10 protein-coding genes and 2 pseudogenes are annotated in these 14,391 nt (G+C 61.8%); 10 read left to right on the top strand and 2 right to left on the bottom strand.

Annotated elements, in window-relative coordinates; genetic code table 11:
* Window positions 1-53: 53 nt before the first annotated feature.
* Window positions 54-3,320: pseudogene (gene traA, locus AC245Y_RS35180) on the top strand (Ti-type conjugative transfer relaxase TraA); the annotation flags it as partial.
* Window positions 3,321-3,695: 375 nt separating this feature from the next.
* The gene (locus AC245Y_RS35185) at window positions 3,696-4,316 is read left to right on the top strand and encodes a type IV toxin-antitoxin system AbiEi family antitoxin domain-containing protein (protein WP_017997721.1); all 621 of its coding nucleotides are present in this window, start codon (window positions 3,696-3,698) and stop codon (window positions 4,314-4,316) included.
* A gap of 223 nt (window positions 4,317-4,539) precedes the next feature.
* Here the strand turns inward: AC245Y_RS35185 and AC245Y_RS35190 are convergent.
* Together AC245Y_RS35190 and AC245Y_RS35195 are read right to left on the bottom strand one after the other, a co-directional pair.
* Window positions 4,540-4,841 (bottom strand): annotated as a pseudogene (locus tag AC245Y_RS35190) (type II toxin-antitoxin system RelE/ParE family toxin).
* A complete protein-coding gene (locus tag AC245Y_RS35195) occupies window positions 4,841-5,122 on the bottom strand; it encodes a type II toxin-antitoxin system Phd/YefM family antitoxin (protein WP_017997720.1) in 282 nt (93 codons plus the stop codon). The pseudogene AC245Y_RS35190 and the gene AC245Y_RS35195 overlap by 1 nt, the downstream one beginning before the upstream one ends.
* A 220-nt stretch (window positions 5,123-5,342) precedes the next feature.
* Here AC245Y_RS35195 and AC245Y_RS35200 point away from each other — a divergent pair, with 220 nt between their 5' ends.
* From AC245Y_RS35200 to AC245Y_RS35235, 8 genes are all read left to right on the top strand, one after another.
* On the top strand, window positions 5,343-6,335 hold the full coding sequence (locus tag AC245Y_RS35200; protein ID WP_017997719.1) for an LLM class flavin-dependent oxidoreductase: 993 nt from the start codon (window positions 5,343-5,345) through the stop codon (window positions 6,333-6,335).
* A gap of 24 nt (window positions 6,336-6,359) precedes the next feature.
* Window positions 6,360-7,709, top strand: a complete 1,350-nt coding sequence (locus AC245Y_RS35205) for an LLM class flavin-dependent oxidoreductase (RefSeq protein ID WP_017997718.1) — start codon at window positions 6,360-6,362, stop codon at window positions 7,707-7,709.
* Between the two features lie 17 nt (window positions 7,710-7,726).
* Complete coding sequence (locus AC245Y_RS35210) at window positions 7,727-8,926, top strand: M20 aminoacylase family protein (RefSeq protein ID WP_017997717.1); 1,200 nt, start codon at window positions 7,727-7,729, stop codon at window positions 8,924-8,926.
* Window positions 8,923-9,480 carry a GNAT family N-acetyltransferase gene (locus AC245Y_RS35215; protein WP_017997716.1) on the top strand — a complete coding sequence of 186 codons (558 nt, stop codon included), beginning with the start codon at window positions 8,923-8,925 and terminating at the stop codon, window positions 9,478-9,480. The genes AC245Y_RS35210 and AC245Y_RS35215 overlap by 4 nt, the downstream gene beginning before the upstream one ends.
* A 37-nt stretch (window positions 9,481-9,517) precedes the next feature.
* A complete protein-coding gene (locus AC245Y_RS35220) occupies window positions 9,518-11,293 on the top strand; it encodes an amino acid ABC transporter permease/ATP-binding protein (RefSeq protein ID WP_080635511.1) in 1,776 nt (591 codons plus the stop codon).
* Between the two features lie 92 nt (window positions 11,294-11,385).
* A complete protein-coding gene (locus AC245Y_RS35225) occupies window positions 11,386-12,330 on the top strand; it encodes an ABC transporter substrate-binding protein (RefSeq protein ID WP_487762888.1) in 945 nt (314 codons plus the stop codon).
* Between the two features lie 66 nt (window positions 12,331-12,396).
* Complete coding sequence (locus AC245Y_RS35230) at window positions 12,397-13,332, top strand: ABC transporter substrate-binding protein (protein ID WP_017997714.1); 936 nt, start codon at window positions 12,397-12,399, stop codon at window positions 13,330-13,332.
* A 7-nt stretch (window positions 13,333-13,339) separates the two neighbouring features.
* Entirely contained in the window at window positions 13,340-14,377 is a 1,038-nt protein-coding gene (locus AC245Y_RS35235; RefSeq protein ID WP_032997115.1) for an LLM class flavin-dependent oxidoreductase, read from the top strand.
* Window positions 14,378-14,391 lie beyond the last annotated feature (14 nt).

Below are 14,391 nucleotides of genomic sequence, written 5' to 3' on the forward strand. Positions count from 1 at the left end.
TGCCGGGCAACTCAAAGCGCGGGCCGGCAGCCCGCTAACAAAGGGGACAAGCGATGGCGATCTATCATCTCAGCATGAAGCCGATCGCCCGCAGCGCTGGCCGCAGCGCTGTCGCGTCCGCCGCCTATCGTGCGGCCGAGCGGCTGACGAACGAGCGTGATGGGCTGACCCATGATTTTAGCAACAGGAAAGGTGTCGAGCATGCCGAGATCGTCTTGCCGACTGGGTCTTCCTCCTATTGGGCGATGAAGCGATCGGCCTTGTGGAATGCCGCCGAGCGTGCCGAGAAACGCAGCGACGCCCGTATTGCACGGGAATTCGAAATCGCGCTCCCACACGAATTGACGCCGGATCAACGCCTGGCGCTGACGCGGGCCTTTGCGCTGCATCTGGCCAACCGCTATGGCGCTGCCGTCGACTTCGCGATCCATCGGCCAGGTGAGGCAAGCGATATCAGAAACAGCCACGCGCATCTGATGATGACGACGCGTGAGGTGAGGGAAACCGGTCTTGGCGACAAGACGCTGCTCGAGCGGGAGAACAGATGGCTTCTCGCCAATCACCTGCCGCCATCGCAGCTGCAGCTGAAGGATCTCAGACAGGCGTGGGAGCATCTTGCCAACACGCACCTTGAGAGGGCCGGCCTCGATATCCGTATCGATCATCGTTCGCATCTGGAAGCCGGGATCACGATCGAGCCGAGCGAACATGTCGGTGTGCATGCCACTGAGATCAATCGCCAGGGTGGCGAAGTCTCACGCGTGCGCATCTCACCGCAATCGGCCGATCGCAATGCCGAGATCATTCGCCGGCGACCCGAAGAGATATTGAAGCTGATCACCAACGAGAAGAGCGTCTTCAGCCGCTATGACATTGCCAGGGCTCTGCATCGCACTATCAATGACGATGCGCAGACCTTCCAGAACGCCTTTGCATCGGTGATGGCGTCGAAGGCACTTGTCGAGCTCAGACCCGACAGTTCAAGCCTTCGCGGCCGTGACGGCGAGGCACGCTATTCGACGGTCGAGATGGTGGCGATGGAGGGCGCGATGGCAACAGCCACTGTTGCGATGAAGGCGCGCCAAAACCACGGTGTGGCGAAGCGCAATGTCGATGCTGCGATCGCCGATCAGGACAGATCGATCCAGGCGGGAAATCCTTCACCGGGGCAGGGGCTGTCGGCGGAACAGCGCCAGGCGATCGAGCATGTCACCGGCGCCTCTCAGATCGCCGTGGTGATCGGTTTTGCCGGTGCCGGCAAGAGCACGATGCTGGCGGCTGCCCGGCAGGCCTGGGAAGCGCAGGGCTATCGCGTTCATGGCGCGGCATTGGCCGGCAAGGCGGCGGAAGGCCTGGAGCAATCGTCCGGCATATCGAGCCGCACCTTGGCGTCGTGGGAATACAGCTGGCAAGCTGATCGTGGTCGGCTCAATGCTCGCGATGTCTTCGTCATCGACGAGGGCGGCATGGTCGGAAGTCGTCAGATCGCCCGCTTCGTCGACGAGGTCAAACGGGCCGGCGCCAAGCTCGTCCTGGTCGGCGATCATGAACAGCTTCAGGCGATCGGAGCGGGCGCGCCGTTTCGGGCGATTGCCGAAGCCGTCGGTCACGCGCAACTGTCGGAAGTGCGCCGGCAAAGAACCGATTGGCAAAAGCAGGCCTCGATCGACTTCGCCTCGCATCGGACTGCCGACGGGCTTGCTGCCTATGCTGCACGGGAAAACCTTCATCTGAAGACGGATCGCGCTGAAACCCTGAAGGCGATCATTGCCGATTACGTCGCTGACCGATCGGCCAATCCCAACGACACGCGCATTGCGATGGCCCATCGACGCGACGACGTCCGTGCCATCAATGCCGGCATTCGCTCTCGGTTGCAGGAGCGCGGTGAGCTCTCAAGAAGCACCAACCCGCCTGGCGATAAAGGTGAGGAACTGAGCTACCAGACCAACAACGGGAAGCGATCCTTTGCGCGTGGCGACCGCATCGTCTTCCTGGAGAACGATCGTGATCTCGGCGTCAAGAATGGCATGCTGGGCGAGGTGATCGCCGTCCAACCGGACGCAATACAGGTTCGGCTTGACGGCAAGGCGCAGACGCAAGATGGGCAACGCCAGTTGACCGTACCGGTCAATCGTTACCAATCCTTTGATCACGGCTACGCAACGACGATCCACAAGACGCAAGGCGCTACCGTCGACCGGAGTTTTGTCCTGGCGTCGACGACGATGGACCGGCATCTGACCTATGTGGCGATGACCCGTCATCGTGAGGAGGTGCAGCTTTATGCGGGGCTCGATGCGTTCAAGACGGAGCGATCCCTGACAGAGACACTGAGCCGGTCAGGCGTGAAGGAGACGACGCTTGACTATACCCATGACTTTGCCAATCGGCGCGGCATGGAGGATCGCCAGGGGCAGGGCGAGAGTGAGGTCGCATCTCACGAAATCAGCAAAGGGATACAGCCCATCCTGGACACGGCGGTTCCCAAGCCAATGCAAGAACCACGGCCGCTCGCAGTGCGCAGCATCGCCGATGGCGGCTCTTCGCACCAGGATCCCAATGTCGATGAACGTCGCGATGAACGTGACGATGAACGCCGCGTGCTCGTTGCGGCCGTGAAGGCATATGCGATGAGCGTCGAAGAGATCGGACGGTCAAGGGCAATGCCGGCATTCGAACGAGATTGGGCCGCGGCAAAGCAGCTTGCGCCGCAAGTGTTCAAAGACGCGCCAGCGGCCATGGACGTGTTGCGCGGCCGCATCCTGGATGAGAATGCAGATCCGGTCGCGCTCGCCAGTCAACTCAGCACTTCGCCCGAGACGATCGGTGCGCTCGCCGGCAAGACCGGCCTGTTCGGAGACAACGCCGAACGCAAACACGCGCTTTTGCGGATCGATGCGCTGGCTTCGCATGTTCGCCAATCCGCCAACACCTGGCAGCGTCGCCTTGCGGCTGAATGCGGCTCGGAGCGCTGGAAGCGGGATAAGCAGGACGTGGTCGAGGTTCTGGGGCCGAGCCGCCGGAGCGAAGCGCTGCTGCGCCAGCTCGACGATCTCCCCTATAGCGACAAGGCCAAGTTCGTCGAACGACTGGCGGCGACACCGGAGGGCCGTCAGGCGCTTGCCGAGGCAAAGGACATCGCTACTGCGATCGAAACGCGCTTCGGTCGGGCCGATCCCTCAGATCTCGCGGATCAGCTGAAGCGCGTTGGGCCTGATCAGGATGGTGACGTCGAGCGGATCCGCCAGGTTGCCCGCCTTGCCGATCGTAGTCATCGTGCCGAGCTCACCCAGCAGATGGAGTTGAAGCGGTCGCTTTGGGATTGGGGATGTAGAGTTCCATCTCCGACCGGTGGTCTTTTTGATTTGGGCCGGATCGTTCTGCGTGTCGATGATGCGGCGGATCGGCTCGGTCTAATTGATCTGCTTGCGTTTCACGCGCACATCTGGGCCAGCCTCCGGCCTTCGCCGACGGTGACGGTGACGGTGACGAAATAGAAGCCGATTTCCACGCCTCCGCGTCAAGCTCTGGCCCCAGCACCAGACCTTGCAGAATAAGCCTTTGCGTGAATGCTCGCCGCCTTCGCCCCACAGCTCGCTGTAGGGGGTGTCGAAATGGGGGATTTCCGAGCAAGCGGCTTTGTGATAAAACCTCTGCTATATATTCGATGAATAGAGGAATCGTCACGGGCGATGACATTCACTACCGCCCAGAGACTTCGAGCGCTCGACCTCCTGAAAGCGCGGGGGATGGTCCGGCTGAAGGATTTCGTTGCCGAAGGCATTGGACCGGAGACGCTCGCCCGTCTCGTTCGGGAGGAGGCAGTCGTCCGTCCGGCACGAGGCCTGTATCAACTCCCGGACACTCAGGCTGAGGCGGCCCATGCACTCGCTGAAGCGGCTGTTCTGGTTCCAAAGGGCGTGGTCTGCTTGACCTCGGCCCTCCAATACCACGAACTGACGCTGCAGATGCCCTCGGCTGTGTGGATGGCGATCGACCGCACTGCCTGGCGCCCCAAGATCGATTATCCGCCTATCAAGTTCGTACGCTTCAAGGGGTCCGCTCTCACCGAGGGCGTCGAACGGCATCGCATCGAGGGCGTCGAGGTGCCGATCACAAATCCGGCGCGTTCGATCGTCGATTGCTTCCGCTATCGGGCGAAAGTCGGCCTCGACGTTGCGATGGAGGGGCTGCGCGAGGGGCTCCGTCGGCGCAAGACCACCAGCGACGACCTCTGGACATATGCGAAAGAGGCGAGGATCTGGTCGATCATGCGACCCTATGTCGAAGCGACGGTGGCCGATGGCGCGTGAACTCAAGAAAAACGTAGGGGCATCGGCAGGCGTTCCTTGGTCGCGAACGGATGGCGGCCGCACCACCCGCCTTGGGCACGGTGGTCGCTGATCTCGGACGCTTCCTATTGCCGCTGACGCAGCCTGTGGAAGGGGAATGGCGCTGGAAGCCTCATGAGGGCTGGATTCAGCTCAAGCAAAGCAGCTTGGACATCCAAAGCGCTGAAGTACGATATGCCGGACGTCAGCGGATGAGCCTTCGCTCGAGAAAGCTTCGCATCTCGCGCCGTCCGTCTACGACGCAGTAGCCGACGACATCGGTGCCCATAATGCGACAGATCATGCGCTACGGCTTATGGTGTAGTTCCCGATATTCGGAAATTCCGATCCCCGCCAACTCCTTCGGAATATTTCCGCCGGCGCATGCGCTCTCGATTTCCGTCAGGAAGTGCCCTGGCGTCTCGGTGCCGTCGCGCTGGCGATGAAGCGATAGCGATCCTCGATGTCGCGTTCGGCGTCCTCGGCGAAATGAACACGAGATGGCATCAGGGTTGGCTGTCAGCCAGACGATTTCGGATGCGCGCGAAGGATTCCGCAGCGGGGCGCAGTTTGCCCTCCTCGACCTGCCGGTTGGTCAGCGCCAGCACCTTCAGAAGCGCCAGCGTCTCCTGTGTTTCTTCGTATTGGCCGATATCCTGAAGGATGGCTTTCGCCTCTCCGTGAAGCGTAATGACGACCGGCTGCGGATTATCCTTCAGCTTGCGGACGACCTCCGGCGCATGCGCCTTGAGATAGCTGATCGGCTTGACCTGTTCTGACAGCTTCATGCGGTTACTCCGTTTCGACCAGAATAGAGACCATCAAGTGGCGATTGAAGGAAGCCTTACGCTGCCAGTGAGACACAGTCCCAGCAGGCGATTTTTCATCTTAGGTGCGGCCGCTTTTTTTTACGCATCGCGTTCGAAAGAGAATGTCATTTCTTATAATGAAGTTTGTCTACTGATTTTATAGACTAAACTTTGCAACCAAGGATCGGATCGTGGCGTCATGACCTATCTCCTCAGTCTTCTCGACAAAAGCCCGATCGAACAGGGTCTCACCGCGGCGGACGCGCTTCGGGCGACGGTCAAGATTGCCGCTCGGGCCGAGGAACTCGGTTATCACCGTTTCTGGGTCGCCGAGCATCATGCCATGTCCAATCTGGCGAGCTCGGCGCCGGAGGCGCTGATCGCCTATCTCCTTGCCAGGACATCGAGGATCCGCATCGGCTCCGGCGGCGTCATGCTGCAGCACTACAGCGCGTATAAGGTTGCCGAGACCTTCAATCTTCTGGCATCGCTTGCGCCCGGTCGCGTCGATCTCGGTGTCGGCAAGGCGCCGGGCGGCTTTCCGCTCTCGACGCGCGCCCTGCAGCTTGCCGTCGAGCCGGCCAGGAAGCCCGATTTTGCGAGCCAGCTCTCCGATCTCAACACATATCTCGCTGCCGACCCGAATTACGAGGGGGCGCAGGCAACGCCTTTCCCGCCGACTGCTCCCGAACGTTTCCTCCTCGGCGCCAGCGTCGAAAGCGCCGAGCTCGCTGCCGAGAAGGGTTGGGAACTCGTTTTCGCCGGTCACCTGAACGGCGATCCTGACAATTTGCGCAGAACCTTCGAGGCCTATGAGCGGGCATCCGGCGGCTCGCGACCGATCCTGGCGCTCGCCGCCTTCGCCGCCGAAAGCGAGGACTATGCCCGCGAGCGCGTCGGCAAGCTGCGCATCGTCAAGATATTTCTGCCGAACGGCCAGACCGTCAATGTCGGCAGCGAGGAGCAGGCGGCCGAATTTGCCCGCCAGGCCGGCGTCACCGATTACCGCATCGAGGAAAAGGTGCCGAGCGTGCTGCATGGCACGGCGGAGCAGATCCGCAAGGAGCTGGACGAACTTCACCGCCGCTACGGGGTCAAGGAGTTCGTGCTCGACACGCCGGCGCTTTCGGCCGCCGAGCGGCTGGCCTCCATCGAGCTGCTCGCCAAAGAGCGGCTTTCCCTCGCCGCCTGACCGTTTCCAAAAAGGATTGATCCCATGGCTCAAAGACACGTCACGTTCGGCATCATGCTGCAGGGTCCCGGCGGTCACATGAATGCGTGGAAGCATCCAAGCGGACCGGCCGATGCCAGCGTCAATTTCGATTTCTTCGTCAAGACGGCGCGCAAGGCTGAGGCGGCTGGCATCGCTTTCGCCTTCGTTGCCGACGGGCTCTACATCAACGAGCAGTCCATTCCGCATTTCCTCAACCGCTTCGAGCCGATCGCCATTCTCTCGGCGCTCGCCGCCTCGACCTCGAAAATCGGCCTCGTCGGCACGGTCTCGACCTCCTACAGCGATCCCTTCACCATCGCCCGCCAGTTCGCCTCGATCGATCTCATCAGCGGCGGCCGGGCAGGGTGGAATGCGGTGACCTCGCCGCTCGAGGGTTCCGGGCGCAATTACAGCCGCGAACATCCCGAACACGAACTGCGCTACGAGATCGCCGAGGACTATATCGATGCGATCAAGGGCCTGTGGGATTCCTGGGACGACGACGCCTTCGTCCGCAACCGCGAGACCGGCGTCTTTGTCGACAAGACGAAGATGCATCGCCTCAACCACAAGGGCCGCTTCTTCCGCGTCGAGGGGCCGCTCAATATCGGCCGCTCCAAGCAGGGCCAACCCGTCGTTTTCCAGGCAGGCGCCTCGAACTCGGGCATCAGGCTTGCCGGCAAGCATGCCGACGCGGTCTTCACCAATGGCGGGCCGTTCGAGGAGGCGCAGGCCTTCTACCGGCAGCTCAAGGACAGCGTAATTACCCATGGCCGCAGTGCCGCGGAAGTCGGAATCTATCCTGGTATCGGACCGATCGTCGGAGCGACGCAGGTAGAGGCGGACGCCAAGTATCAGGCGATCCGCAACCTCGTCACCACCGAGGAGGCGCTGCTCTATCTCGGTCGCTTCTTCGATCATCATGATTTCAGCGTCTATCCGCTCGACGCGCCGTTCCCCGAGCTCGGCGATATCGGCAGGAACAATTTCCGCGCCACCACCGACCGCATCAAGAAGACGGCGCGGGAGAAGGACCTGACGCTCCGCCAGGTCGCGCTTGATTCCGCAACGCCGCGCACCGCCTTCATCGGCACGGCGGAACACATCGCCGACGAGATCATCCGTTGGGTGGATCATGGCGCCGCCGACGGCTTCATCCTCGGTTTCCCTGTCATCGCCGAGGGCTTCGACGACTTCTCCAGATACGTTCTGCCGATCCTCACGGAACGCGGCTATTTCGATCCGGTCCTGAAGGGCGAGACGCTGCGCGACCATCTCGGCCTGCCTTTCCGCGAAAGCCGCTATGCGGCTGGCGCGGACCAGGTCGAGCGCGGAAAGGCTGTCGGCGCCTGAGGCGCTGACGAACCGCAATGAACATCATCGCTCAGAACTCGCACAGCAACGATCCGGTCGAGAAAGGTATCGCCGCCTATCTCGACGAGATCATCGCGCTTCGCCACGACCTGCACCAATATCCGGAGCTCGCGTTTCAGGAGCTCAGAACCAGCAAGCTTGTGGCATCCCACCTTTCCTCCTGGGGCTATGAGGTGGCGACGGGCATTGCCGGAACCGGCATCGTCGCCACCCTCAAGCGCGGCGATGGCAAAAAGCGGATCGGCATCCGCGCCGACATGGACGCGCTGCCGATCGAGGAGGCGACCGGTCTTGCCTATGCCAGCAGCAATCCTGGTGTCATGCATGCCTGCGGCCATGACGGACATACGTCGATCCTGCTCGCCGCCGCCCGTTATCTCGCCAAAAGCGGCAATTTCAGCGGCACGCTGCAGCTGATCTTCCAGCCCGCCGAGGAAATCGGCGCTGGCGCCCGCAAGATGATCTCGGAAGGCCTGTTCGAACGTTTTCCTGTCGACGCGGTCTTCGGGCTCCACAACTGGCCGGGTGTTCCCGCGGGTCAATTCGGCTTCGTTAGCGGCCCCGCCATGGCTTCGGTCGATCAGGCGGTAATCAAGATCATTGGCAAGGGCGGCCATGGCGCCGAGCCGCACCGCGCCGTCGATCCGGTGCTTGCCTCGGCCTCCTTCATCACCGCCTTGCAGAGCGTCGTTTCCCGCAATGTCGACCCGCAGGACATGGCGGTCGCCACCGTCGGCTCGATCCATGCCGGCTCCGCCTCGAACGTCATCCCTGAGAGCGTCGAGATGAAGCTCACCATGCGGGCCTTCAGCGAGACGGTCCGCCAGCTGTTGCGAGAGCGCATTCCCGCCCTTGCCCGCGCCCAGGCCGAAAGCTTCGGCGCCGAGGCGGATGTGAACTACCGCCTCGGCTTTCCGGCGCTGGTCAATCACACAGCCGAGACGGCCCTTGCCCGCGACGTCGCCTATGACGCACTCGGCCCGGCGGCGGTCGAGAAGGATTTCCGGCCGAGAACCGCGAGCGAGGATTTTGCCTTCATGCTGCAGGCAAATCCCGGCAGCTACCTCTTCGTCGGGAATGGCGACAGCGCTCCTCTCCACAATGCCCACTACAATTTCAACGACGCGATCATTGCGCCCGCCGCCCGCTACTGGGTCCGGCTCGCCGAAACCTTCCTCACTGATGACAACGGGTGATGAACGATATGAGCGATACGTTTCTCTATACCAGCCCTCTCGACCCGCGCGCCAAGCCGCTGATCGATGAATTGATCCACGAGTATGACAGCCGCTACGGCAACTATTTCAATGCCGAAGGGGCCGCAGCCGAGCTGAACCGCTATCCTCCCGAAGCCTTTGCGCCGCCTGACGGCAATTTTCTCCTGTTGATCCGTGGTGGCGAAACCATCGGCGGCGGCGCTTTCAAGAACTATGACGAACGCACGGCCGAGTTCAAACGCATCTGGACGCGCTCCGATCTGCGCCGTCACGGCCTTGCCCGCCAGGTGCTGGTGGAATTGGAGGCCCAGGCCGCCCGCCAAGGTTATTCCCGCATCTACCTGACGACCGGCTTTCGCCAGCCCGAAGCCGTCGGCCTCTATCTGAACTACGGCTACACCGCTCTCTTCGACACCTCCGTTGATCCCGAGATCTACAAGAGCCTGCCCTTCGAGAAGGACATCACCCATCTCGCTGAGCCTGCTCACGAAGATGCCGAACCGCGCCTGCGGGTGGCCGGCGCAAATTTCTGAAAACGGCAAAGACCGACAATCATAAAAGGGAAGCACAATGGCGCTGACAACGGATTTCGCCGGCATCGACCCCGGCAGCAGGACGGCAGGATCGAAGGATTACTCCCGTTACCGCATCGTGCCGGCGCGTCATCCGGGCCGCCTGGCAGGCACGATCTTGGCCGCCGTCGTCATCATCGCCGTGCTCTATTCCATCTTCACCAATCCGCGCTGGGGCTGGGGCGTCTTTGCTGAATGGTTCTTTGCCGAACCAGTGCTCGTCGGTCTCGGCAGGACGCTGCTTTTGACCGTGCTTGCCGCCATATCCGGATCCATCCTCGGAACCGCTCTGGCGCTCGCCCGCGTTTCCAGGTCGCCGCTGCTCTCAGGTCTTTCCTGGGGCTATATCTGGTTGCTGCGCTCGATCCCGGTCATCGTGCTGCTGCTGATCCTGAACAATCTCGGCTACCTCTACGAGACGATCAAGATTGGCATTCCCTTCACCGATACCGTCTTTCTCGACTATCCGACAGTGCAGTTGCTGACGCCCTTTGCCGCCGCCTTCCTCGGCCTCACGCTCAACCAGTCTGCCTTCTTCGCCGAGATCGTGCGCGGCGGTATTCTCTCGGTGGATCATGGTCAGCTGGAGGCGGCCGCCGCACTCGGTCTGCCGCGCCGCCGCCAGGCCTTCCGCATCGTGCTGCCGCAGGCCATGCGCTCGATCCTTCCGACCGGCTTCAACGAACTCATCGGACTGGCGAAGAGCACCTCGATGGTCTACGTGCTGGCGCTGCCGGAGCTCTTCTATACGGTCCAGGTGATCTACCGCCGCAATCTCGAAGTCATTCCGTTGCTGATGGTCGCGACCGTCTGGTACCTGATCATCATGACGGTGCTGTCGATCGCTCAGCGCTATATCGAACGCTACTTTTCCAAAGGCGCCGTGCGCAACCCGACGCCGTTGCCCTTCCAGGCATTTTTCGAGCGTTTGCGCCGTCCGCTGCCTGTCCTCGAGACGGCGACCGACACCGTGCGCAAGATCGGTTTCCAGGATGCGGCGACGCTGCGGGCCGCAGGCGGCGCGGTGCGCATCCACGGTATCTCGAAGAGCTTCGGTTCGCTGAAAGTGCTCGATGACGTCGAACTCAGCCTTCCCGCCGGCAGCGTGACCGCCATCCTCGGTCCATCCGGCTCGGGCAAGTCGACGCTTCTGCGCGCCATCAACCATCTGGAGCGTGTCGATGAGGGCTTCATTTCGGTCGACGGCGATTTCGTTGGTTACAACAGGAAGGACGACACGCTCTACGAGCTCAAGGAGAAGGATATCCTCAAACGCCGCGCCGATATCGGCATGGTCTTCCAGAGCTTCAATCTCTTCCCGCATCTGACCGTGCTCGAAAACCTCATCGAGGCACCGATCCAGGTTCGCGGTGTCGGCCGCGAGGACGCCGTGCAGCTGGCGCAGGAGCTGCTGGCACGCATTGGCCTCAGCGACAAGATCAACGCCTATCCGCGCCAGCTCTCCGGCGGCCAGCAGCAGCGTGTGGCGATCGCCCGCGCACTGGCGCTCCGCCCGAAGGTGCTGCTCTTCGACGAGCCGACATCGGCGCTCGATCCGGAGCTCGTCGGCGAAGTGCTCGACGTCATCAAGGAGCTTGCCCGCACCGGCACGACGCTCGTCATCGTCACCCACGAGGTGGGCTTTGCCCGCGAAGTTGCCGATACGGTCGTCTTCATGGACAGCGGCCGCATCCTGGAGGCCGGGCCGCCGGCCCGCATCTTCGCACAAGCGGAACATCCCCGCACCCGGGAATTCCTCGCCAAGGTTCTCTAGCGCGAAACAGCGCTGGCGAAACGCCGGGCCGCGACGGGCTGCTCCGGCCGAATAACAATAACCACAACCTAAAGATGAAATGGAGAAGGGGCATGACATTTACAGATAGGGCAAGGCTTCTGATAGCGGGAGCCGTCACCATGGCCGCAATCGGTTTCGGTTCCGCGCAGGCGCAGCAGAAGTTCGATCTCAGCCCCGAGCAGCTGAACCGGCTGCGGGTTGAAAAGAACGAGAAACGCATTGCCGAAATCAAGGACTTCAAGTTCGTCGAAAACGGCGTCTTCACCGTCGGCATCAGCTCGAGCGGCAATCTGCCGCTGCATGATTATGCCTCCGATTTAAAAACCGTCATCGGTTATGACGTCGATCTGGCGCAGGCCATTGCCGACAGCCTGGGCCTGAAGCTCGAGTTGGTTTCGGTCGCCTGGGCCGATTGGCCGCTGGGGCTGACCTCCGGAAAGTTCGACGCGGTGATCTCCAACGTGACGGTCACGGAAGAACGCAAGGAGAAGTTCGATTTCTCGACCTACCGCAAGGATGAGCTTGGCTTCTACGTCAAGGCCGATAGCCCGATCGCGGCGATCAAGCAGCCGAAGGATATTGCCGGCCTGAAGGTGATTACCGATGCCGGCACCAACCAGGAAAAAATTCTGCTGGAGTGGGATCGCGAGAACGTCGCCGCCGGCCTGAAGCCAATCGAGGTGCAATATTATGACGACGACGCGGTCAAGGATCTCGCCGTTCAGTCCGGCAGAGCAGACACCGTCTTCAGCGTGAACGCGACGCAAGCCTATTCGGCGGGGATCAACGGCAAGACCAAGCTCGTCGGCACCGTCAGCGGCGGTTGGCCGATCACGGCGGAAATTGCCGTCACCACGCGCAAGGGCAGCGGCCTGGCAGCGCCCTTGACCGATGTCGTCAACGACCTGATCGCCAGTGGCGCCTATCGGAAGATTCTCGATACGTGGAATCTCGGTCCTGAGGCGATCGACAAGGCCCAGACCAACCCGCCGGGCTTGCCGAAGAGCGGCTCCTGATCAGTTCCTATAGGGCCGGCGGCATTGCTGCCGGCCACCCTGCCTGACAGTTTGGAGAATAAAACCATGATTGCCTTTCCGGCATTCCGGACCCTGCTGATTGCCGCCATGGCGTCTGCCCTTTGCTACGGCGCAGCTCATGCAGCCGAGGATTTCGACCTCAGCCCAGAGCAGCCGGGTCGGCTTCACGCCGCCAGGAACGATGCGGCGATTGCCGCAATCCCCAAGGATTTCAAGTTCGTTACGTCAGGCAAGTTTACTATCGCGGTCAGCCCCGGCGGCCCGCCGCTTGCTACTTATGCCACCGACGCCAAGACTGTGGTCGGGGCAGATCCCGATTATGCCTATGCCATCGCCGATAGCCTCGGCCTGACGCTGGAGATCGTGCCGGTCGCTTGGATTGACTGGCCGCTCGGCCTCGCCTCGGGCAAGTATGATGCCGTCATCTCCAATGTCGGGGTCACCGAGCAGCGCAAGGAAAAATTCGATTTCTCCACCTACCGCCAGGGCCTGCATGGTTTCTTCGTGAAATCCGACAGCCCTGTCACCTCGATCAAGGAGCCCAAGGATGCGGCAGGCCTCAGGATCATTGTCGGGGCCGGCACCAACCAGGAGCGCATCCTGGTGAAGTGGAGCGAGGAAGATGTTGCCGCGGGCCTGAAGCCGATCGAACTGCAATATTACGACGACGAGGCGGCAAGCCTTCTCGCACTGCGTTCCGGCCGGGCGGATGTCATCGTCCAGCCGCATGCGCAGCTCGTCTTCATCGCCGCGCGCGACAAGAACATCAGGCGGGTCGGCACGCTGAGCGCCGGCTGGCCGGATCGCTCGGACGTCGCGATCACCACCCGCAAGGGAAGTGGGCTGGCCGATGCGCTGACTGTCGCCACCAACGACCTGATCAAGGACGGCACCTACGCAAAAATCCTCGACCACTGGCATCTTTCCGAGGAAGCCTTGCCGGCATCCGAGACCAACCCGCCCGGCCTGCCGAAATACTGATCATCGGATGGCACGAGTGGGCAATATATCCATCAGCCGTATCGGCTTCCTCACCCCCGGCAATTATCCCGACGGCGATCCGTTGTCGGGATTGGAGCAGACGCTTGAGCAACTGCAATATGGCGAAGATCTGGGCTTCGACAGCGCCTGGGTCCGCCAGCGGCACCTGGAGCCTGGAATCTCTTCGGCCAGCGCCTTCCTGGCGGCGGCGACGCAGCGCACCAGCCGGATCGAGCTTGGAACCGCGGTCATCCCGATCGGTTACGAGAGCCCTTACCGGCTGGCCGAAGATCTCGCCACCGTCGATGTTCTGTCGCGCGGACGGCTGAACATCGGCGTCAGCGCCGGACGACCATTGCACGCAGACCTGATTGCCCCGCTCGTCTTCGACGGCGACTGGAAGGGCTACGATTTTTCGCATGATCGTGTGTTGCGCTTTGCCAGCAATCTGCGTGGCACTTATCTTGGCGACGAGCAGACCTTGATCAAAACGCCCTTCGGCCCGCAGCGGCCGCGGCTGCAACCTTATGCCAAGGGCCTGATCGACCGGATCTGGTATGGCGGCGGGTCGCAGCGCTCGGCCGAATGGGCCGGCCGCAATGGCTTCAACCTGTTGACCGGCAATGTGATAACGGGTGAGGGGACCGATGATTTCTTCACCGCGCAATCGCAGCTGATCGAAACCTATCGCGCGGCGGGCACGCAGCGCCGGGTCGCGCTGGGCCGCGTCATCGTGCCTTTCGATAGCGCCGATGCGGCAACGCGGCGCCGGTATCGAGACTATGCCGATGGCCGTGAGGAGCGGACGCTTTCGCCGCAGGGCGAGCGGTGCACGCTGTTCGCCCGTGATGTCGTCGGCACATCGGACGAGATATTGACGCAGCTGTTTGCCGATCCGATCCTGCCCGAGGTCAGCGAGTTGAGACTGGAGCTCCCTTACGAATTCGAGCACGAGGAGTATCGCCAGATTCTCCACGACTTCGTGACGCTGATCGCACCGGAGCTCGGATGGAAAGCACAATCCGAAGTTAGATCCGCTTCCTGAAAATACCGTCGCCC

The sequence above is a fragment of the Rhizobium sp. SRDI943 genome, assembly GCF_057653695.1.